We start from the raw sequence: 20,792 nt of genomic DNA, 5'->3' as shown, positions 1-20,792 counted from the left end.
CAGCCTATCAGGACTGCTTAGTGTAATTCGGAAATCGCATCATAAATTGACTGCAATTTCTTATTGTCTTTATTCTTTGTGTCGATCAACGTATGTAGCTCTTCAATTTTCTTTTGACTACTTTGAATATCGCTATTGTTATCCGCAATAAGTCTTTTAAGATGTTGCTGATAACTTGTAGTGATATCTGTCTCTTTTCCTGTTCTAACCTCTGTAACTTTGGGCTTAGAACTAGAATTTGATTCCGTCACAGGTGCTTGTTTACGCTTTTGAAAAGCTGCTTCATAATTTACATCATTACCTCCTTGATGATTTCCAAATAAGGCCGCAATTTTATCTGGATCTTCTTGATTTTCTGATTTACTTTCTAATGGTTGATTAAAATTCCAATCTTTTGTCATTCACTCATTTCATCCTTTCTAAATTCAGAATCATCGAATTGTCTTTCTTTACCAAAGGCATGGTCAAGAGCTTCTTCAAAACTCATGTGACTAATGCTTTGACGCCTTTTGAACGTCGCAAACATCGCTGTCTCCAGTTGCTCTTTATAAGCAGCTAGTTTTTCTGTCTCTCTTGCTACCTTACTTTCTTGCCTAGTGACCTTTTCTTCTAAGCGTTCAATAATGGTCATATACGATCCTCCTTCATTCTAATATTAGCTAAAACACCTTGATTTTGTTATCACAATTCTAAACATTGAGAGGTTTGTCTTACTGGTTGATTCCCCAATGCCTCCTTTGCAGTCTCAAGCATCAAATGTAAGTCTGATTTCTTTTCTCGAAGGACATCATTCCAGTCTACTTTTTCTTTCCCAGTTTCATTATCAGGGAAATCCAGGAAAACAGGCAATCCAGCTTGAGATAACTTATCGGAAAAATCTTTTCCTGCATCATCACAATCTACCGCAAGTGTCAATAAATCAGGATGATTATCAAAATAGCTGGTGGTATCACGAATTGTATTCATCAAAGGCAATAACTTTGAAGGTATTACTGTATCTAAGAATTCCAACTTCTGATTTTCTTCAGCTATTAGTCGTAAAGTTTGATAAGCAACAACAGACCTTTTTAATCCCTCTATAGATACCAAACGAACATCAAATAGATTTTGTTGATGAAGTTCGTAATAGCTCATCAAGTCGATGAACGATTCACAAAAGACCAGTCTATTTGGTTTACCAATGTCAAAGGATATTCCAACATGTCCATGGCTTCCTTTTAGAATCGTTTTTAACCTTTCTCTAGGAAGAGAGTGATTCTTATAAATTCCTTGTAAGCTTGCTGCCTGCAGCTTGTGGCGATGATCAAAGCTTTTAAAAACGTTAACAGGTTCAACTGTTTCATTTGTTTTCCAACTAGCTTGTGCTATCAAACCTTGTTGAATCATCTTTTGTATGATTTCTTCTGAGATTCCTCTACATTCTGTTAAGTAATATCTAGTCAAACTGCAGTTAGAATCTTCTACTCTCTTTAAAGGATAATAAAATGGTCTCTCTCTTTTTTCTTGAATAGCTTCTTTTTGAAAAGGTTCTTCAGAAAGAAAGGCTAGAGCTTCTTTAAAGGAAATTCCCTTAACAAGTCGAACAAAATCAATGACATCACCTTGAATATCTCTTGAAAACCATTTAAAAGTATTGGTAGTTGAAAAAATCCGAAATGAATCGTGTTCAGGATGTTCATAGACACTGCTCGAAACTTGTTTAAAGGAGATACCTAAACGATTGGCTACATCAAGAATTGAAATTTGCTTACATTCTTCTATTCCCATGCAATATCATCATTTTGTCGTAGTATTTGGCAGTGATGGTATTGATGATGATTCTTCTAAAGTTTTAGGAGTTGCATTATCTAAATCATCTAACCCAGATTTCCAAACCTGTACTTGATTGACCAATAACTTACCTGGTAGTTTCGAATAAGACAACTTAACCGTTCTGGTTTCTGTCTGATTGGTCTTTGATTGGTTGGCATTCTTTAAATCGGATACATAGGTTACATTATAAGACACCATAGCAATGGCTTGATTCGTAGTCTGATTGACAAAGATATCAGCTTTTTCAAAATGATAATCCAAAATATAATCCTTATACACTTGGTTCATGGCATCATTTTGACTTGACAATTCTTGAGAATAAGCTGATTCAGTCATATAAGGTTGAATACGTGTATTATTTTCTCCGAGCTTTTCTTTCGTATAGTACTGTGTCAAAAATTCTTTTACAGTATCTGATGACAAAATACTTGCTTTATCTTCTGCTTGTTTGTCCTCTACAAGTTTAGCTGCAGCCAATTCAATCTCTTTACGACTTTGTTTAGCAGTAGAATGTTGACCAGCAGTATATCCCATCATGAGAATAAAGCTAGTTGCAGCCACTGCTCCAACACTAATTAAGGCTTTAGTTTTGACTTTATTTAACATCTTAGACCTTCTTTCTATAAAAACTAGGTCAAGAATAACAAAAAGAACTTGTAAGTTTTATCACATCACAACGAAAGGTAATTCCTACATTTCAGGCGCAAAATCGTACAGTTCAGAGAAAAAAATAAAACTAGCTGTCTTTGAAGTATAATAGACTTATTGGAAAAAAATAAAATGCATACTGTACTATGCTATACTATAGTTAAGAAAACTATTTACAAAAGATCATGCAACTAACTTCTGAGAACTTTAAATTATTTATTAGTGTAAAAAAGGACACCTTCCCAACGAAGATATCCTGTCTAAATAAAGCTTATAAAACCAAACACTATAAAGGAGGACGTCCAAAAACGCTAAGTCTATAAAAACAGTTGATGCTAAACTTGCGTTATTTATTCTATTGACCAACTCTACGTCTCCTAGCTTTTGATTTTGGTCTTGGATTAGCGACAGTCACCGAACGATAATATTGGTAGAAGATACTCTTCGTTCTTCAGGTCTATTTGCCTTAGACAACTTAAAAGCAGCAAGTGTCACTATAGCTATTGATGTCATAGAAAGTCCTATTTCAACGTCCTAAAAGAAACCAAAGTAAAATTATTCAGGAAAAAAGAGACACACCATGAAGACACAAATCATACTCGATTTAACACCACTTCATGCCTGCTAATTAGTTTTTTAAGAAGGTCATACACATGATTTTACTCTTTTTAAGAAAGGATAGGTCAAGTTTGCCAGAGCAATCACTTGATTTTCTGTATTTGGATTATTTATGCATTATGAATATTCATAATATAACCTTCATTCCTGTTAAAAATTCTAAAAAGCATCTATTGACTGAAGAGGATAAGAAGTTTAATAGAGATACTTGTAATACGTATTAAAATTGAGCATTTTAATGCTAAGTATAAAACTTTTCAATTTATGGAATCATCAACTATGAGTTAAAATAATTTTCGAACAAAGGCTGTCCAAAAAACTTGATATAATGCGTTTTATTATGGGAATATTCATTTCATTTACTCCTGAAATTGAGTTTTTACCCAGACTCATTAATGTTATTGATATAATCCAATAATAATGATAATATCAAATAGTAATAAAAAAATTTGATAGTATTTTTTCATAATCTGTCACGCTTTCTAATGATTTTTTATGGTAAATGGAGATAAATATGATTATAGGTGAAACTTATAGAAAAATACGAGAAGGAAAAGGTATTTCTATTTCTTCATTAGCAGGTGCAGAAATTTCAAAGTCTCAAATATCTAGATTTGAATTAGGAGAGACAGAAATCTCATTTTTTAAATTATTATATCTACTTGAAAAAATAGGTGTAACACTAGAGGAGTTTTTGCTTTCATGTAATAATTATCAGCCTTCAGACTTCAATACCTTGATACGCTTAGTTCAACAGGCTGCATACAATCAAGAAATCAAATCATTACTTAATATGGTAAGCAAAGAGATGGAACTGTTTAGAGAAACCAAATCTCATTATCATAAGTTAAACGCTATTTTCATTGAAAGTATTATCTATGGAATTGATAATACTCATCAATTGAGTAATCAAGACACCTCTTATCTTACTAATTATTTATTTTCTGTTGAAAACTGGGGATATTACGAAATTCTTATTCTTGGAAATTGTTGTCGAGCAATATTACCAAATTTATTATTTAGATATGCCAAAGAGGCGCTTAAAAAAGGAAAGTTGTATAGTTCTATACCTAGAAATAAACAAGCTCTCGTTCAATTACTTCTTAATTCACTTCTTATTATGATTGAAAACAGCTTATATGAGGAAGCTTTATTTTTAGAACAAGCTACTAAGAATATATTATCTAATTCCACAGATTTTTTTGAACAAACTATTCTTTTGTATTTAGAAGGATTTTTTGAACTTAAATTTCATCATAATCAAAAATCAATTTTAAAAATAGAAGATGCTTTAAAAATTTTTGAATTATTCAATAAAACATTATACAAAAATTATAAAGATTACTACAAAAAAAATATTATCATTTTATTACAATGTGGTAATTCCTATTTTGAATAATTGCTTTTTTTGAAAAACTTTTTAATTCATCTAAAGAAATCAATTCCAGCTCTTCAGCAATACTATCCCAACTTGGAATATCAAATAATTTTTCTCTACAAATTGTTTTTAAATATTCATTTTTATTAACTTCACAATTTATGTACAATTCATTGATTACTCTTTTTTTAGCCTTATAAAATAATAGTTCATCAGATAAATCGGATTCATTAACAAGATTGTTCTCCAGTGTTTTAATCAATTTTTTCTTATAGATTGTAGGTGTTATAGTTACTATTTTTAGTAAAGTCATATTACTATAAAATATTGGGTATGATACAATACTATATATCCATTGCTTTTGTGTCCTTAACTTATGGCCTAATAATGAATCTTTAATACCAGTTAACATCGAGTTTAAGATACTTAACATTGCCATTTCATGAGATGATGCTACCATACCAGATATATCTAGATACATAGAAATTTCAGAAAGTTCTTGTTGTTTATCTAATTCCGTTAAACCAGTTGAAAAAGCCGGAGAGTTAATTTCTACAGATGATCCACTTAAAGGTAACATATTTTCAATACTTATGATTTCACTTTGTAGAAAACTTGGACCAGCAATAGCAATCTGGAATTCTCCTGCTTGAATATTTTTCATATAAACAAAGTATAAATTTCTAATTATCTTTTTATATTTTCTTAAATGCTCGTAAAGCCTTATTCTATGTGCTTTCGAGTATTTTTACTGTAGGAAGATACTTCACGTTTCTTTGCATATTTCCTCATGTCTTAGCTGTCAGAAGTGGTAAATAAGTAGTAAATTCATTTGTACTACTAAGCAACAAGACGCTCCTGTTGCTTCTCTTTATTCAAGCGTTTCATTTCTGCCATTGCAGAATCGAATGTTGCATGTGCGTAATAGTTCAGCGTCATGGCTATATTAGCATGTCCCATAATGTACTGTAATGCCTTTGGATTCATTCCTGCATTTGCATAGTTGGTACAGAATGTATGTCGCAAACTATGTGGAGTGATGTGTGGCAATTTATCCTCGTTATACTTATTGTATTTCTTAACAAGACCTTTCATCATGCCGTTGTAATCACTTGCCACTTTTGGATAGTTCTTTCTATTAAGAAAGAGGAAATCACTATATCCATCAATCTCAACACGCTTATCATTCTTTCGATTCGCTAACACTCGCTTAAATGCTTGATAGGCTTCTTCAACCATAGGAACTTGACGTTCGCCACTTTTGGTCTTTGGTGTTTCAATGTAGTACCCAATTTCAGTATCTCTCAATAGCTGATGGTCTATATTGACAAGACGATTCTCAAAATCTAAATCTGGAAGTGTCAAACCACCAAACTCTGAAATACGAAGACCTGTTTTTAAGAGTATCAGAATTTCATCATAATTTTTGCTGTAGGTTTTATCAGCTTTTGCAAAGGCTAACAGTTTTTCTTCCTGTTCTTCTGTTAGTACGGTCTTAGGGACAGTATCATCATCAAGAACTGCTTTCAGTTGAAAGTCAAATGGATTCTTCCGAACACAATCATCTTGTATCGCAATATAGAATGAAGCCTTTAAAGAACGTTTGTAGTTATTGATGGTTTGATAAGCATAACCATTTTCACTCATTCTAATAGCCCATTCTTTAGCGTCTGATGGCTTAATACTGTCAATACTTCTTACACCTAACTTGTCTTTCTTCAAAATATCCATAAGATATTTGCGTCCAGTTTCAGTGTTTTTTCTAACCTTTGGTCTTTGAGCGTTCTGTTTTGCGTAAAGCTGGCAGAGTGTCATTTTCTTTCCTACAACATCAATACCATCATGAATGTCTTTCTGTAACTCTGCGATTTTCTCTCTAAGTGAGATACAATCACGCTTTCCTGCTGGTACTCGGTCTGTAGCCACAAGTTTCCACGAGTAAACAAATTGCGGTTCTCCAAATGAATCTATATATTTGTATAAGTATCTTCCGTCTTTTCGTTGGCTCTCTCCAGTCTTTAAGATTCGACCTTTATTGTCACGTCTTTTTTCTGACATGGCATTTGCTCCTTTCCTTTATGGAAAGAGCCTTGATACGACTTAATACTATTTTATCATATACAAGACCCTTTGGCGACGCTAGATTGCGTCCAATGTATCTATAATTTTTTCAAATTGTTTTCGTTTAATCTGAATACGATTGCCATTCATAATCAGCCAATTTGCATTTTTATTTTCCTCTGCCAAGCGTCGTAGCTTGTTTTCGCCAATACGAAAATATTTTGACGCTTCTTCAATGGTTAGGGTATAACGTTCCCAAATAGGAATGTCAGTCTGCTTCATAAAATCCTCCTTTCCAAATCACTTATTTGGATTTCATAAAAGTTGTTTTACCAGCAATCGAACAGCTTTAGCAAAGCTCACGGGAGTTCCACCCCTGCATGGTTCTCATGTAGCCATACTCATTGCCTGCGACGGTTTTATCACGCTCGGACTATTGACTGTATGGGAGTATCATTATCACGATAAGAATGTCGTTGCAGGCAATCCTGCTAAAGATTGCTTCTCGGATCACTAACATGAATCGCTCGCTATCTTTATAAGATAGGTCATGGCGGTTAGTTCCGTTGGCTCTTTTCTTATCGAAACGTATTCGATTACTTTTATTCAGTTTTCAAAGAACAATGGCTCGTTAGCCTATCAAAACACATTGAAAGCTCAATATGCTTTGGTGGAATAACAAACCTCCCTGTTCGGGAAGCGTGGAATGGTTTAGCACGCTTCCACGAAAGGAGAGAGGATATTACTTAATTTCAAATGACAAAATCTTTGTAATCAGTCTGGTTTCCATTCTTCCACGTAAGACTTCATCAACGACCATACTTTGATTGCCATATTCATCTTTCATAAGTCGTAGGGAACGCTTCGTTATGTACCCTCTGTAATGATGTAGAATCTGGTTAATCGCTTCGGTATCGCCATCTGTTGCCTTTACAATGAGAGGAAAGGGAATCATAGGATATTGTGTTTTCATTCTTCAAATTCCTCCATAAACTTTTTAATTAAGGCTAGTCCACTGGTTCTATGCCGATAGACAGTAGAACGGTTCAATTTCAACAGGTCTGCAATTTCTGAATCGCTCATGTCCATAAAGTAAAACAGCAGTAGAATTTCACGTTTCTTGTCTGGCAACTCACGTAATGCTTCACTCAATAAATCATTTTCAACACCAACTGATATTCCATTGAGTGTAAAAATCTGAAAGTCAGTTGAATAGTTATCTGTTGTCGCAAACTGGCTAACAAGATAATCGCCAACATCAGAAAAGGACACTTCACGCTTTGCGATCCTTGAAAGATAAAGCAGATAATTCTTTCGCTCGTCTTCCATAGCACGTTTACAGATATAGTCAAACTGATTTTCTATTGTGGTCTGAAAAAAAGATGGTTTCATGTTTCTCACCCCCTTTCTGTCTAGGAAAGGAAGTGAGCCTTGCTCTTTTATCTCCTTTCACTCTTAGTCCCAATGTGAAAGGGGGATTTGTTGCATTACTGATGAATAAACTTTGTAAAAAAGTTCTGAATAACCAAAAAAGCACACAAACAGATTGATTTCTCTGTTTACATGCTTTTATTTTTCTATCTATATGATTTATAAAACCACATTGGTGGACGTACTTATCTATTGCAGATAGACGACTTTTTTTGATAAATACTCAATGTGGGGAACTTGATTGTATGTGATATACTTCATGGCGACTTTGACCTCCAACAAACCGCCATTTGGAAGTAAGATACAATATTTTAACAGCATAAATAGCACTACCATATAACGGTTTTTTTTATTGGCGTTTAGTAGTGCTTTTTATTAAATATGAACCTATAAACTATATAACATGTTTTTCTATACCTGTTTCTAATTCAATAGGAACAGTAAAATGTATAGAGGTGGTCTACTATGCGTAAAAAAGAAGATAAATATGATTTTAGAGCCTTTGGTTTAGCCATTAAAGAAGCTCGATTGAAACGAGGTTTAACTCGTGAACAAGTGGGAGCATTGATTGAAATTGACCCACGTTACTTAACTAATATTGAAAATAAGGGGCAACACCCCAGCATACAAGTTCTTTATGACCTTGTATCGTTACTTCATGTTTCCGTTGATGAATTTTTCTTACCTGGGGTCCCGAGCGCTTAGTGGGAATTTGTATCGATAAGGGGTACAAATTCCCACTAAACCAATGTTTCAAGGCCTATTTATTTTTTATATTCAATTCTCTTAAGTGTTTAGGAATAGATAACAAGTCAAATTTATACTCTCCAAGAAAAGTGATATGCTCCCAATTAATAGGAGATACATGCTTCATATACTTAGTTACTTCGGGATCTATTTTGACGAGATAATTATAAGCTGCTTGTAAGTAGACGGCGTTCCATATACTTATTGCATTTATTAACACATTAAGCGCACTAGCACTTTGAAGTTGTCGGCGAATATCGCGCTCCATAAATTTTCCGCGTCGCCCAAAAAATAGTTCTCTAGCTAAAGCATTAATCGCTTCTGTCTTATTTAGTCCATGAGTGATCCTTCGCCGTAGCTCACTATCTGTAATATAATCTATCATAAAAATGCTCTTTTCAATGCGACCTAGTTCTCTCAGTGCAAGAGCTACTCTATTCTTACGTGCGTATGAGCCTAGCTTTCCTAATAGTAAAGAACTAGATACTTTTCCTGTTTGAATCGAATAGGCGATTCGTTTAATTTCATCATAGTTTTCTTCAATAATTTTTACATTGATTTTTCCGCTTATATCTTCTGATAAGTTAGGGTAGTAGGAAGGTGATTTGATAGAAAATAATTGTGATTTTTTTATATTTCTGATGCGAGGTTCAAAATCAAAGCCTAGTAATGCGGTCATTCCAAACACCTGATCAGAATACCCATTTGTATCAGTAAAATGTTCCTCAATATCTAGATCTGTTTCATGATAAAGTAGGCCATCAAGGGTATGAGTAGCTTCCCTTGTATTAGTTGAAGCAACCTCGATATGATGAGTCGTATGCCTATCATTTATTGATCGAATCATTGTAGCTCCTTTTTCCATACTTTTGTAATGTGGATTAACATCGGATTTTAGAGCTGAGACGCCCACTGGGACGCGCATTCCGTCTGAAGCAGTGGTTTTTCCTTCACCCCAAAAGTCTGCAACAGGAAGCTTTAACTGATAATTAACCAAAACAGATTGAGCACGAGTCAGAGCTTCTTTATAAAAGCGCCATTGTTTGGCATTGGCTAACTGAGAATAAGAAATTCCAGGAGTTGATTGGGCCATTTTTTCAAGACCAATATTCATCCCTAAACCCAGCAAAGCAGCAAAAATAATTTTTCTTTCTTGTTCACTCGGCGGTTTCCCTGTAGAATCATGACTAAATTCTTGTGAAAAGTTGGTCCAACTGTCCACCTCAATTAAAAGATCACTAAGCCTTATCTTAGGAATTATTGAATAAAGTTTTTTTCTATATATTTCTGCTTCGCTAGGTGTAACTTTTTCCAACTTTTTAAGGTTTGCTCTTGAAATTCTCTTATCAACTGTCGAATAAAATTGAAGCTGTAAATCTAAAATTATTTCCCGATCCTTTAAATAGTCCTCAAACGTGTCTGGAATAGTTTCTGAATCAATACAAGCAGATAAATCAACTAAGTAATCATCAATATTTCGATGGATCATACTTCCTTCAACTGAAATATCTCCTGATCGAATATTGTTCTTTAGCTCGGTGAAAGCTACTAACTCATAGTAAGACCGATCTATTTTCCCCTCTTCTGGCCGAACAAGGCTTTTCCATTTTTTACTCACAAAATCAGTAGAAGTATCTGCCGGTATTTTTCTTTTACCACTATTGTGTAAATCAGTTAGTTGAGTTAGGGCCATGAGGACTGGATTTGCTGCCGGAGTTGCTTTGAACGAAAGGGTCCTCAATAACATTGGCGTGTATCTTCGGAGGTAATTAGCTTTATTTCGAACCATTTCTAAATAGCCATGATTTTTATTACCTGTAATTTTTTTAGCTTCTTCTCCATCTTGTACTAAATCTTCCCAAGGCATGATTCGTTCAATTTCGTCAAAAGGATTACTATCATTATCTTTTGCAAAGTGAAGAGCATCAATTAAAGAAGCATAATGTTCCAATTTTTTAGTAGCCAATTTTCCTTTTTCTTTTAACTGTTCTTGTGAATCACGTGTCCCTTTGCGTTTAATACTTGCTAAAATGCGGTCATTAATCTCAATCAGTTGATCGATCAGATATTGATGATGATTGACTAAAAAAGCAATAAGTAAAGAGTATCTTTTTTCAAGCTCAAAACGGGAGAAGTCATATGCATCATAATTTTCCCCTAGTCTAGCTAGCTGAAGAAACCTGTTCCGATTAATATGGGAGACATTAATTGTCCCGAGTCCCATGGAAGCAATCACTTCCACTTTTTTACAAATACTCATAAAGCTTTCTGGATTTGCCTTACCTGGAATGTCTTTTAGCCAAGCGAGTTTAGTTATTTTCGTCTCTTCATAAATTTGAAACAAACTCTCTAGTTTTTCAATTTGTATATCTGTTAATGAACAGAGTAATATTGAAAATAAGTTGTTTTCTGCTTTATCTCGACAGCGGCTTATAATGTCTTCAAGTGTAGCTATAGATGGAAAAATAATTCTTTTTCGAGTTAAGAAATCAATTGTTTTTTTCATTAGATAGATAGAGTCATCATTTTCTAAAGCTAGTTCAATTAAATATTCTATTAACTGTTTTTGTGTATTAGCACTACCGAATCGATGATAGTTGAATACTTCTAAGATCTCGTTGAAGTGATTTGCACGTGTATTTCTATGATCATATGAATTTAAATCAATTGCATCAAGATGGAGCTGTCGACTCACATAAGAAGTTAGTCTGGTTGATTTAATCGGCCAATTACTTAAAGAACACCCAGGATACCGGGCCAAACAAAGTTGTATCGCAAATCCTAGTTTATTGACCTTTCCACGGTGTTGATTAATAACCTCCAGATCATAATCAGAAAAACTAAAATACGCTTTAAAATCCTCTTCTGATAAGTGGTCTACAGAAAGAAGTTGTTCACGCTGTGAAGTAGTTAAAATTCTTTTCATAGCCATATCTTAAGCATTCCTTTTATTGAGGTAACGGTAAAAGGTTGTTTTGCTTAATTTAGAGGCATCAAGAATTTGACGAATAGAATACTCTTTGCTGTCATACATTTTTAAAGCTAAATCAATTGATAGCTTACCTTTACTTGGACGGCCCCCTTTTTTTCCTCGGACTCTGGCTGCCTTAAGACCAGAGTTAGTTCGTTCAATAATAATATCCCGTTCCAGTTCTGCTAAACTAACCATAACTCGGAAAAAGAATCTTCCCATAGACGTTGAAGTATCTACGTTATCTTGAATAGATATAAAATTGACACTAAGTTCTTCAAATAATTCAGAAAGTTCAATCAAATGTTTAGTTGATCGTGAAATTCGATCTAACTTGTAAATGACAACAGAATCTCCTTCACGTAGTAGGTTGATCATTTCTTCTAATTGCGGTCGGTCTTTTTTCGCACCAGTTACTTTTTCTTGAAATAATTTATCAATTCCATAATGAGTAAGTGCATCAATTTGTAAACTAAGATTTTGATCATCCGTACTCACTCGAGCATAGCCAAAAATCATAAAAAAACCTCCTTAATTTTATAATTTAAATGTACCATAACTCATTAAGTATAACTATATAGGAACTATGAAAAAGGAACGGATTTTGGTACTTGATTTACTTAAAAAACATTTAGAAAAAGCAGGAAAATGAAAAGGTACCATAAACGGTCGTTTATGGTACCTTTCAAATTTATCCTTATTGTACAAAATAACAGCGAAATTTTTAAATCTATTCCTTATCGATACAAATTCCCCGTAGGCGCTAGGGACCTCTTTAGCTCCTTGGAAGCTGTCAGTAGTATACCTAATAATTTATCTACATTCCCTTTAGTAACGTGTAACTTTCCAAATTTACAAAAGCGACTCATAGAATTATTTCCTCCCGTTAAATAATAGATAACTATTAAAAATAGACAATACTTGCTCATAAGTAACGGTACTTAAATTGTTTACTTTGGCGTGTTTCATTGCTTGATGAAACTGATTTTTAGTAAACAGTTGACGATATTCTCGATTGACCCATTTTGAAACAAAGTACGTATATAGCTTCCAATATTTATCTGGAACATCTGTGGTATGGCGGGTAAGTTTTATTAAGACACTGTTTACTTTTGGTTTAGGATGAAAGCATTCCGCTGGCAGCTTAAGCAATTGCTGAATCGAGACTTGAGTGTGCAAGAGCAACCCTAGTGTTCGGTGAATATCCAAGGTACGCTTGTAGAATCCTTCTTCAACAATCAGATAGATGTCAGACGCATGGCTTTCAAAAACCACTTTTTTAATAATTTGTGTGCTTAAATGGTAAGGAATATTCCCAACAATTTTATACCTCTGTTTGTTAGGGAATTGAAACTGTAGAATATCTTGGTGAATTAAAGTGACACGAATGTTCAGTTTTAATTTTTCTGACGATAAGTTGAATAGATGACTGTCTAATTCAATAGACGTTACCTGTTTACTTATTTTAGCCAGTTTCGTCGTTAAATGCCCTTTACCTGTTCCAATTTCGTAAACGGTATCGGTTTCTTTTAAATTCAATTGTTTTATTATTTGGTTGAGTACTTTTTCACTCGTTAAAAAGTTTTGAGAATATTTTATATTTTTGTTCATGTAATCACTCCTGAAGTGATTACATCTATAAATAAATACAGAAGTTAAACGATTTGTTTGTAATTTTAGTTATCTGTTTAAAAAGTCATAAGATTAGTCACTGGTAGGAATTAATCTAACGTATTTATTTATCTGCGTAATCACTGTTTTTAGTCTGTTTCAAAACAGTAGATGTTTTATCTACATTACGCATTTGGAATACCAACATGACGAATCCCTCCTTCTTAATTACAAATTTTTAGCATCTAATTTAACTTCAATTCCTATTATACAAAATTTTAAGATAATGCACAATCAACACACTCTTAAGTTTGCTTCTAAGTCTTATTTCCATAACTTTAGGGTTAACCATACGCAAGACCAATCACTCTCGGACAATACTCATGATTTTAATGATAAAATCCATGTTAAACCCATAGATAAGAAATACACCTGCAATAACCGTTACCTGTTTGTGCCAATTTAAAAATGCACCACTTTTTTATAATTAAAACGGTTGAAAACTGTACCACTAATAACTCACAATAGAGAGATGTCACCGTCAAGTTAAATGTACAAAATAACAGCGAAATTTTTAAATCTATTTCTTATCGATACAAATTCCTCGTAGGCGCTCGGGACCCCTACCTGCTAATAACTTGGTAAGAAGCACCCGACGATTACAGATAGAGAAATACATGGATAGCTTTACAGACAAAGAACTATCCTTAATGGAATCTTTAGCCAGCGGTATCAACGAAGCAAGAAACATCGAAGACTAATTAAAAGAATCCATACATAACGGAAAGAGCCGATAAAATGAGATTGTATTAATCTCATTTTATCGGCTCTGCGTCTTTGCGTCTGGCTCTGTAATCACAGTTACTTTGAACTGCTTTATTTCAATTAAATTTTCTTGTCTGCATTTCGGACAATAGAGGGGGAATTTTTTTAATTCAGTATCTTCCCTTATCTTTAATCGTGTTTTATTTCCACATACAGGACACAATATCCACTTGTAGTTTATAATAACTATCTCCTCCTTTACACTTTAATTCAAATCTTTATTAAAAAATATTTCATCTTATTTAACAAGAAACCATATTTATATAACAACATAAAATACACTAAGTTATTTTATTGAACATATATCGTACTTTATCTATCCGACTATTTGGACGACGGGGCTGGCAAACAGGTTCACCGGTAGTAACATGGTACCCTTTTAACTCTGTTAAACAAACACTACGTCCATTTGTAAAGAAAGTTAAATCACTACGATATTCTTGAATACACCGAGCAGGGATTTCTCCACTAAGAATGACCTCATTATTTTTCAATTGAGTGTCTACGATGTTCGCACAATATTTAGGAGCATCGTTGTATGCTCGTGAAAGATATTCCTGTGGCGCATAAATTTTAAAACTAAGATATGGCTCTAACAATTCTGTTCCAGCTTTTTTTAAGACTTGTTCCAATACAATAGGAGCAAGCATCCGAAAATCTGCTGGGGTACTAACAGGGCTATAGTATAAGCCATACTTAAAACAGATTTTACAATCCGTCACATTCCAACCATATAATCCTTGTTCGCAACCATAGCGTATCCCTTCCATAACTGCATTTTGAAACGATTGATTTAAGTATCCAAGAGAAACCGAGCTCTCATACTGTACTCCGCTCCCTAATGGAAGCTGTTCTACAGATAGACCAATGGAAGCCCAGAAAGGATTCGGTGGAACTTCGATGTGAATGGTATACTCTGCTTTTTTTAACGGTCTTTCCATATAAATGACTGTAGGCTCTTTTATTTCTATCTCCACATGATACTTTTCTTGCAGCAGAGCACAAGTCACTTCCATTTGTACTTTCCCTAAGAAAGAAAGTATGATTTCATGTGTCGCAGAATCCACATAATATCGCAGAAGCGGGTCACTGTCGGAGATTTCTAAAAGTGCATCAAGTAACATTTCCCTTTGTTGAGGTTTGCTCGGTTCAACAGTCGTTTGCAGCAGAGGGAGGGGATTTTCAATTCTCTCTCTCTGTGGCAATAGCTTTGTATCTCCAAGAACACTATTTAACTTCAAAAACTCATTCTGCAAAATAACAATTTCCCCGGAATAAGCCTTATCGATTTTACATAATTCACCATTTATTGAAGTATACATTTCTGTAATTTTTATTTTTTCCTTTTCCGATATTCTAACCGAATCTCGCAAATGCAGTACGCCACTATAAAGACGTATATATGCAAGACGCTGTCTTTTTTCCGAATACTCAATTTTGAAAACTTTTCCGCAAAGTTCAGACTGACCTCGATGTGTTGATGAATAAAATTTATTCGTAATCACTTCTATAAGGTTATCAATCCCTATATTGTTTTTTGCACTTCCGTGATAAACAGGGAACAGAGAACAATTCTGAAATCTTATGCTTTCCTCTTGTTCGAGTTCCAATGCTTCTAATGATTTACCGGACATATATTTCTCTAAAAGGTCATCGTTTCCCTCTATTACCGTATCCCATTGTTCAGATTCGGTAAAGTTCGTCACACACATATTAGGATACAGTTCTACCTTCTGTTTGATTACAATTTCGGCAGAAAGTTTCTCTTTAATATCCTGATAAACCGTTGATAAATCAATTCCATTTTGGTCAATCTTATTGATAAAAAAGATTGTGGGAATCCCCATTTTCCTAAGTGCATGAAATAATATACGAGTTTGTGCTTGTACGCCATCTTTTGCAGAAATCAGTAGAATTGCCCCATCTAAAACTGATAATGAACGATATACTTCTGCTAAGAAATCCATATGTCCTGGCGTGTCTATGATGTTCACCTTCGTATTTTCCCACTGAAAAGAGGTTATTCCTGTCTGAATTGTAATTCCTCTCTGACGTTCTAAAAGCGTATTATCCGTCCTCGTTGTACCTTTGTCCACGCTTCCTAATTCTGTAATCGCTCCACTGTTATATAATAAGCTTTCTGTTAAGGTAGTTTTTCCTGCATCAACATGAGCTAAAACTCCAATATTAATAATTTTCATGTGATTTTCCTCCATTCAAAAACCCAAAAGGGCATAAAAATCCCAGTGATAAATACTCTTATCACTGGGATTTTTATGCATAACCATAGGCATACAAAGCATACAGATATTCTCCGGATACTTTAGAATCACATGATAAAGGTATTCTTAAACTGGGTACAAAAAACTAAGCCCTCCTAAAAAAGGACATCCAACTATTTGTTCCCACTATCAAATTGACAGTTTATTTAAGAATACCTTGCCGCATATTTATTAACTCCTTTTAAATAGATACTTAAATTATAGCACGTAAGAGCATATTTGTAAAGGAATCTCCAATTTTTTATCAAAGAGAGTACGTGATTACAAAATAGCTGTAATAATGTACCAATATTTGTTATTCTATAATCTTCCAATTACTCCCGTTCTTTTCAAGTACCAAATCAAATTGAGATACCTGCGTTGCTTTGGTCTGCTGGTCGATATACTCCACTGTCAGCGATACCGTGACTTGATTATCCTTACGATTGTGAATAGGATTTACCAGTTCTTGAAAGATGTACTCTTTTCCGATTGGTTTTAATATCCCGTCATTCACATAGTAGGAAAGTTCACTGGCTGTCGCTGTAGGATAGAGCTTGAAGAACGTCGTTAAAAACTCATTGATTTCATTGGTTGTAATGGAATCAACCGTCCCCTCACTTTCAATGGCTTTTGGTTTATAACTTGATTTCTTAGGTATGTTGGTAATGGTCGGATTCTTAACCAGTACCATATTTCCAGAACCATCTACATAGACACTCACTATATAAGCAGAGTGGACGGTCTTTGTATTTTCTCCCTCTGTAATGAGCTGGTCTACACTGTAGGTTACATTAAACTCATTGTCGCCAGTTGGCTCTACCGTCCATATCTGAAATCCTCTTACAGAAGACGATACAGGAATATCTTTACGAACTGTATCGACATTCAGAGCTTGAAGTTCCTCTGTCAGATATGCTTTCAGGTTTTCTATGCGATTATCAATGGACTTATCGGATTGCTCCCATGAATAGTAGACTTTCGCAAAGTTCTCTACAAAATTTTCTACATGATGAGTATCAACGTATTCCTTTTCTATGATAGTTGTTTCGTGAATAGTATGAGTATCTATAGCTGTAAAGTGCTTGAATATCGCAAAGCTGAAACTAAGCCCTAAAAGTACCCACAAGGCAATCACAACCTTTTTATGAGGATTGACCTTATAGACACGAGGTTTCTTTTCCTTTGGTATCTGTTTTTCTTTATTCTGATTTTTTCTAAATTTCATCATTAAATCTTCCTTTCTCATTGTTTGATTCGTCCTGCTCCCACTAAATGCTGTTGCCAGTAGGGGCTTGTTAAGTCGGCATAACCGATTGGGTCGCCTGCATGAAACATACGGTTATTGCCAAGGTATATCCCAACATGAGTAATATAAGAGCCAGCGTTATAGGTAGAATGAAAGAAAACCAAATCGCCAGCTTGTGCTTCCGATAGTGGGATATGCTGGGTCACATCATATTGCTGTTGTGCGGTTCGTGGTAAGTTAATTCCAGCTTTTCCATACGTCCATTGTGTCAGTCCGCTACAATCAAAAGAAGTAGTCGGGGAAGCTCCACCGTAAACGTATCGCCAGCCCTCATATTTCAGTGCTTCGTCCATGATGGCTTGTACCGTATCATCATCAAACTCTGTTGTGACAAGATACTGCGTTACCAGTTGCACATAAAACATATTGCCATAGTTGTATCGCCAGCCCCCATTGATAGGTATGGCTATGGGATTGGGGTAAGACACTTTTTCGCCACCTGAATACTCTTTTGAGAAACTTTGAGCCAGTTCAAAGGTATATTTATTTCCACGATTAGCCACATACCCTAAGAAACCACCACCATAATTGTAGGACTGGATAACCGATTCTAAATCTACACTGAGCCTTTCGCTACTGGCTAATAATTCACTGAAATACTTCACACCTTGCTTAATGGATTCTTCTGTACTCAATGAATTAGGTGGAAGACCGAGGGATTCCGAGGACTGCATAACATCTTCTGCTGTACCACCCGATTCCACCTGTATAATCGCAAGAAGTATATTGACGTATTCTTCAATTCCATATTCTTTGGCAACTTTTTCTACCATAGGCTTATGAGCCAGCACTTCTGCGGAAACATCCACACCGCCATAGTGAATGTTGGAAAAACCGCCATCTTGTTCATCTGAAAATAAAATGGCGACAAACAGAAGCAGTGAGAAGACCATCAAGAATAATCCCGAACCACCAATCACTAAAGTTTTCAGCTTCATGGTTTCTTACTGCCTTTCTTAATGGTGGCGGTTTTGATTGGTGGTCTACTTTTTGTATTTTGTAGTGGTACTCTTTGAACAGTAGACGGACGTTCTTTTGTGATTGAACGTTGTGAAGCTCTATCTGTTGGTGCAGTTGAAGTTACTGGCTTTTGAACCGTTCTTTCTTGAACTGTATTACTTTGACGTTCCGTTTTTAAACTTGAAGAATCGGACTTAACTGTTGGACGCTCTTGTTTGGCTTGTTGAGATTCCCTATAGGAAGCCTGTACAGTTGTTTGCCTTGAAGTCTGTCCATCATGAGATTGTTCTTGCTTAGTGGCTGGTCTTTCATGAACGGAAGAAGCTGGCTGTTTTTTCTGTTTGACCTGTTCCATTTCAGAGCGACGCTCCGCAATGGTTTTCCGTCTTTGTTCCTGCTGTTTCTTGCGTCCACTGGCTTTATCCGCTTTGGTTTGAGAAATACTTCTGGTTAAATCATGGACATTATCCGTCACTTTAGATTTTCCTTGATATACTGCATATCTTGCATTGGTCGGCAAATCCTTAACCTGTTCTTTCAAATTACCAGCAGTATCTACCATTCTGTCTTTGGTATCAGCTACTGTACCGATGGTTTGACCGATACGCTTTCCTAGTGTTGATTTTTCCTGCCCGTTTGGTCGAGAGTGATCTGCTTGTGTACTCGCAGAACTTCCCGAACCCGACTGTCCTTTTTTACCCGTAGCACTGGCAATGGCAGACCCAGCCCCTAAAGCAGTCACGGAGCGTCCAAGTTTCCGCTGTAGACGGTGCATGTGAGCGTGCATAAGCATACGAGGTTTTCTCATCATACGACTTCCCACACTTTGAGAATCGTTACTCTGTAGAGAAAACATACTCATTAAATCGCCCAGCTTAAAGTAGATTCCTGCAAAGGTCACAATCTGTAGAAAAGCAATCAAAAAGAACGGATAACCAGCCGATAAGGTATAGAGCATGGTTGAAATACTAAATGCTGTCGTAATAATCAATGTGATTCCAGCTCGTGTCAAAATGGTATTAAAGAGCTTTGTTATGGCTCGTTTTGACATACCATCAAATGATGGAATCATGCTTAAAATAAAGCTCACAGGCAGAAACATAGCATAGATGATAAAAAGTACCTGCGAGAAAATCATGATTCCTGTTAATAGGAATACAAATATGGAAATCCCAATATTGAAGACAAATAGGAAGAAGACTGTACCTAAACGGTTAATCGTCTTTGTAATCGTCATATTGGTATTGCTTCTATCTTCAATTTCTTCCGCAACAATTTTTTCTCTGTCTTCCCCATTGTTGGAATCTGGACTGGTTGAGAGCAGGCTTTCCACACGGTCAATACCAATACTTTCAATGTCTGAACTGTTATATTGAAGCAGTAGCCACGGTTGCTGAACCTGTATGGAAAATAGGCTGTCACGTATCAAGTCCACACTGTCCTTGCCTTGACTATCTGAATGGGGCATGACAATTTTTGTACCCAGTGACAAACTAGCGTTGCTGATGTCTGATGAAAAGTCATTGATTTTCTTAATATAATCGGGAGCATAGGCAATAAAGGAAGCCGATAGGATAAAAACCAGCACAAAATTCATGAGGGCATGAATTGCCTTTGTGGTTTCTCTCTTTATCAGTCCTGTATAGGCAACATAAACCCCAAGAACCAAAATCAAGAGTAAAAGGAATCCAACATAGAAACCCTCTGTTGATAGTCCACTAGGCGTAACCCCTGCAAGGGTCTGCATATTCTTGCCAATGGAATCTGCTGTAGCGGAAATGAAGTCTAAGGAATAGGCTTCCTGTACTAAGTAACCCGTCGCATTGGAAACATAAAGACTGATTGTCCAAATAAAATTGGTAATGGCATATAGTCCATACATGACTTGTTTTCCAATTCCGTCCGACCAGTTCCACGGTAGCCAGCCCCAGCTATTATCCACATAAAAATCCAGTTGATAGTTTTCAAGTGGGTATCGGCTGTATTCATTTGCCACATTGACCGTATCATCTACCAAGCCCGCAGCTTGAACCACCGTTCCCAGCATGGCTAAAAGAAAAATGGCAATCACAAGTGTGAAAGCCACTGTCATTGCCACTTTACCTAGACGTTTCAGCGTCCAGTTTGATTTTATTCTGTTTAATATTGATGGTTTCACAT

General features: G+C 35.3%; 19 protein-coding genes and 4 pseudogenes. 3 read left to right on the top strand and 20 right to left on the bottom strand.

Annotated features, from left to right (window positions below):
- Positions 1–17: 17 nt before the first annotated feature.
- From HT688_RS05060 to HT688_RS05045, 4 genes are read right to left on the bottom strand one after another with little or no spacing between them, the layout of a single operon-like run.
- On the bottom strand, positions 18–401 hold the full coding sequence (locus tag HT688_RS05060; RefSeq protein ID WP_002933294.1) for a DUF5945 family protein: 384 nt from the start codon (positions 399–401) through the stop codon (positions 18–20).
- Positions 398–631, bottom strand: coding sequence for a DUF5965 family protein (locus HT688_RS05055; RefSeq protein WP_000152419.1), 234 nt, complete (start codon positions 629–631; stop codon positions 398–400). The genes HT688_RS05060 and HT688_RS05055 overlap by 4 nt, the downstream gene beginning before the upstream one ends.
- A 50-nt stretch (positions 632–681) precedes the next feature.
- Positions 682–1,767 carry a toprim domain-containing protein gene (locus tag HT688_RS05050; RefSeq protein ID WP_172923612.1) on the bottom strand — a complete coding sequence of 362 codons (1,086 nt, stop codon included), beginning with the start codon at positions 1,765–1,767 and terminating at the stop codon, positions 682–684.
- 9 nt (positions 1,768–1,776) lie between these two features.
- On the bottom strand, positions 1,777–2,418 hold the full coding sequence (locus HT688_RS05045; protein ID WP_050078401.1) for a hypothetical protein: 642 nt from the start codon (positions 2,416–2,418) through the stop codon (positions 1,777–1,779).
- Positions 2,419–3,592: 1,174 nt separating this feature from the next.
- On the opposite strand from HT688_RS05045, the gene HT688_RS05040 reads away from it, so the two are divergent.
- Positions 3,593–4,477 (top strand): helix-turn-helix domain-containing protein, encoded by an 885-nt coding sequence (locus tag HT688_RS05040; RefSeq protein WP_000583376.1) that lies wholly within the window; start codon positions 3,593–3,595, stop codon positions 4,475–4,477.
- Here the strand turns inward: HT688_RS05040 and HT688_RS05035 are convergent.
- The 5 genes from HT688_RS05035 to HT688_RS05015 all read right to left on the bottom strand — a co-directional run bounded on the left by HT688_RS05035 (position 4,440) and on the right by HT688_RS05015 (position 7,909).
- Positions 4,440–5,120 carry an insulinase family protein gene (locus HT688_RS05035; RefSeq protein ID WP_050269752.1) on the bottom strand — a complete coding sequence of 227 codons (681 nt, stop codon included), beginning with the start codon at positions 5,118–5,120 and terminating at the stop codon, positions 4,440–4,442. The two genes, HT688_RS05040 and HT688_RS05035, sit on opposite strands and share 38 nt — an antisense overlap.
- A 176-nt stretch (positions 5,121–5,296) precedes the next feature.
- Positions 5,297–6,514: a tyrosine-type recombinase/integrase gene (locus HT688_RS05030; RefSeq protein WP_001291561.1), complete on the bottom strand. Its 1,218-nt coding sequence runs from the start codon at positions 6,512–6,514 to the stop codon at positions 5,297–5,299.
- Between the two features lie 81 nt (positions 6,515–6,595).
- The gene (locus HT688_RS05025) at positions 6,596–6,799 is read right to left on the bottom strand and encodes an excisionase (RefSeq protein WP_000814511.1); all 204 of its coding nucleotides are present in this window, start codon (positions 6,797–6,799) and stop codon (positions 6,596–6,598) included.
- A 460-nt stretch (positions 6,800–7,259) separates the two neighbouring features.
- Positions 7,260–7,490 (bottom strand): helix-turn-helix domain-containing protein, encoded by a 231-nt coding sequence (locus HT688_RS05020; protein ID WP_000857133.1) that lies wholly within the window; start codon positions 7,488–7,490, stop codon positions 7,260–7,262.
- Positions 7,487–7,909: a sigma-70 family RNA polymerase sigma factor gene (locus HT688_RS05015; RefSeq protein ID WP_000804599.1), complete on the bottom strand. Its 423-nt coding sequence runs from the start codon at positions 7,907–7,909 to the stop codon at positions 7,487–7,489. Before HT688_RS05015 ends, HT688_RS05020 begins: the two co-directional genes overlap by 4 nt.
- Before the next feature lie 504 nt (positions 7,910–8,413).
- Between HT688_RS05015 and HT688_RS05010 the strand changes: the two are divergent.
- Positions 8,414–8,635, top strand: a pseudogene (locus HT688_RS05010) (helix-turn-helix domain-containing protein); the annotation flags it as partial.
- A gap of 73 nt (positions 8,636–8,708) precedes the next feature.
- On the opposite strand, the gene HT688_RS05005 reads toward HT688_RS05010, so the two are convergent.
- The 5 genes and pseudogenes from HT688_RS05005 to HT688_RS12000 all read right to left on the bottom strand — a co-directional run.
- Positions 8,709–11,627, bottom strand: a complete 2,919-nt coding sequence (locus HT688_RS05005) for a Tn3 family transposase (protein ID WP_001240982.1) — start codon at positions 11,625–11,627, stop codon at positions 8,709–8,711.
- A 3-nt stretch (positions 11,628–11,630) separates the two neighbouring features.
- Complete coding sequence (locus HT688_RS05000) at positions 11,631–12,185, bottom strand: recombinase family protein (RefSeq protein ID WP_172923611.1); 555 nt, start codon at positions 12,183–12,185, stop codon at positions 11,631–11,633.
- A gap of 354 nt (positions 12,186–12,539) precedes the next feature.
- Positions 12,540–13,277 carry a 23S rRNA (adenine(2058)-N(6))-methyltransferase Erm(B) gene (gene erm(B) / locus HT688_RS04995; RefSeq protein ID WP_001038790.1) on the bottom strand — a complete coding sequence of 246 codons (738 nt, stop codon included), beginning with the start codon at positions 13,275–13,277 and terminating at the stop codon, positions 12,540–12,542.
- Positions 13,278–13,401: 124 nt separating this feature from the next.
- Positions 13,402–13,485 carry a 23S rRNA methyltransferase attenuation leader peptide gene (locus HT688_RS04990; RefSeq protein WP_001814874.1) on the bottom strand — a complete coding sequence of 28 codons (84 nt, stop codon included), beginning with the start codon at positions 13,483–13,485 and terminating at the stop codon, positions 13,402–13,404.
- 48 nt (positions 13,486–13,533) lie between these two features.
- Positions 13,534–13,617, bottom strand: a pseudogene (locus HT688_RS12000) (MLS leader peptide); the annotation flags it as partial.
- A 283-nt stretch (positions 13,618–13,900) separates the two neighbouring features.
- Between HT688_RS12000 and HT688_RS04985 the strand changes: the two are divergent.
- Positions 13,901–14,038: pseudogene (locus HT688_RS04985) on the top strand (XRE family transcriptional regulator); the annotation flags it as partial.
- 59 nt (positions 14,039–14,097) lie between these two features.
- Here the strand turns inward: HT688_RS04985 and HT688_RS04980 are convergent.
- The 6 genes and pseudogenes from HT688_RS04980 to HT688_RS04955 form a co-directional block, all read right to left on the bottom strand.
- Positions 14,098–14,265: a cysteine-rich KTR domain-containing protein gene (locus HT688_RS04980; protein WP_000336323.1), complete on the bottom strand. Its 168-nt coding sequence runs from the start codon at positions 14,263–14,265 to the stop codon at positions 14,098–14,100.
- A 118-nt stretch (positions 14,266–14,383) separates the two neighbouring features.
- A complete protein-coding gene (tet(M), locus tag HT688_RS04975) occupies positions 14,384–16,303 on the bottom strand; it encodes a tetracycline resistance ribosomal protection protein Tet(M) (protein ID WP_172923610.1) in 1,920 nt (639 codons plus the stop codon).
- A 15-nt stretch (positions 16,304–16,318) separates the two neighbouring features.
- Positions 16,319–16,366, bottom strand: a pseudogene (locus HT688_RS12280) (hypothetical protein); the annotation flags it as partial.
- A gap of 313 nt (positions 16,367–16,679) precedes the next feature.
- The gene (locus tag HT688_RS04965; RefSeq protein WP_172923609.1) at positions 16,680–17,612 is read right to left on the bottom strand and encodes a conjugal transfer protein; all 933 of its coding nucleotides are present in this window, start codon (positions 17,610–17,612) and stop codon (positions 16,680–16,682) included.
- Complete coding sequence (locus HT688_RS04960; protein WP_000769862.1) at positions 17,609–18,610, bottom strand: bifunctional lytic transglycosylase/C40 family peptidase; 1,002 nt, start codon at positions 18,608–18,610, stop codon at positions 17,609–17,611. Before HT688_RS04960 ends, HT688_RS04965 begins: the two co-directional genes overlap by 4 nt.
- Positions 18,607–20,790, bottom strand: coding sequence for a CD3337/EF1877 family mobilome membrane protein (locus HT688_RS04955; RefSeq protein WP_172923608.1), 2,184 nt, complete (start codon positions 20,788–20,790; stop codon positions 18,607–18,609). Before HT688_RS04955 ends, HT688_RS04960 begins: the two co-directional genes overlap by 4 nt.
- Between the last annotated feature and the right edge of the window lie 2 nt (positions 20,791–20,792).

Source organism: Streptococcus sp. 1559 (assembly GCF_013276735.1).
In the GTDB taxonomy this organism is placed as follows: Bacteria; Bacillota; Bacilli; order Lactobacillales; family Streptococcaceae; genus Streptococcus; species Streptococcus pseudopneumoniae.
This window is presented reverse-complemented; position numbering and strand designations above follow the sequence as displayed.

Bases quoted from the DNA above. Each gene is read 5' to 3' on its own strand.
- HT688_RS05060 (WP_002933294.1), bottom strand. From the start codon at position 401: ATGACAAAAGATTGGAATTTTAATCAACCATTAGAAAGTAAATCAGAA.
- HT688_RS05055 (WP_000152419.1), bottom strand. From the start codon at position 631: ATGACCATTATTGAACGCTTAGAAGAAAAGGTCACTAGGCAAGAAAGT.
- HT688_RS05050 (WP_172923612.1), bottom strand. From the start codon at position 1,767: ATGGGAATAGAAGAATGTAAGCAAATTTCAATTCTTGATGTAGCCAAT.
- HT688_RS05045 (WP_050078401.1), bottom strand. From the start codon at position 2,418: ATGTTAAATAAAGTCAAAACTAAAGCCTTAATTAGTGTTGGAGCAGTG.
- HT688_RS05040 (WP_000583376.1), top strand. From the start codon at position 3,593: ATGATTATAGGTGAAACTTATAGAAAAATACGAGAAGGAAAAGGTATT.
- HT688_RS05035 (WP_050269752.1), bottom strand. From the start codon at position 5,120: ATGAAAAATATTCAAGCAGGAGAATTCCAGATTGCTATTGCTGGTCCA.
- HT688_RS05030 (WP_001291561.1), bottom strand. From the start codon at position 6,514: ATGTCAGAAAAAAGACGTGACAATAAAGGTCGAATCTTAAAGACTGGA.
- HT688_RS05025 (WP_000814511.1), bottom strand. From the start codon at position 6,799: ATGAAGCAGACTGACATTCCTATTTGGGAACGTTATACCCTAACCATT.
- HT688_RS05020 (WP_000857133.1), bottom strand. From the start codon at position 7,490: ATGAAAACACAATATCCTATGATTCCCTTTCCTCTCATTGTAAAGGCA.
- HT688_RS05015 (WP_000804599.1), bottom strand. From the start codon at position 7,909: ATGAAACCATCTTTTTTTCAGACCACAATAGAAAATCAGTTTGACTAT.
- HT688_RS05005 (WP_001240982.1), bottom strand. From the start codon at position 11,627: ATGGCTATGAAAAGAATTTTAACTACTTCACAGCGTGAACAACTTCTT.
- HT688_RS05000 (WP_172923611.1), bottom strand. From the start codon at position 12,185: ATGATTTTTGGCTATGCTCGAGTGAGTACGGATGATCAAAATCTTAGT.
- HT688_RS04990 (WP_001814874.1), bottom strand. From the start codon at position 13,485: ATGTTGGTATTCCAAATGCGTAATGTAGATAAAACATCTACTGTTTTG.
- HT688_RS04965 (WP_172923609.1), bottom strand. From the start codon at position 17,612: ATGAGAAAGGAAGATTTAATGATGAAATTTAGAAAAAATCAGAATAAA.
- HT688_RS04960 (WP_000769862.1), bottom strand. From the start codon at position 18,610: ATGAAGCTGAAAACTTTAGTGATTGGTGGTTCGGGATTATTCTTGATG.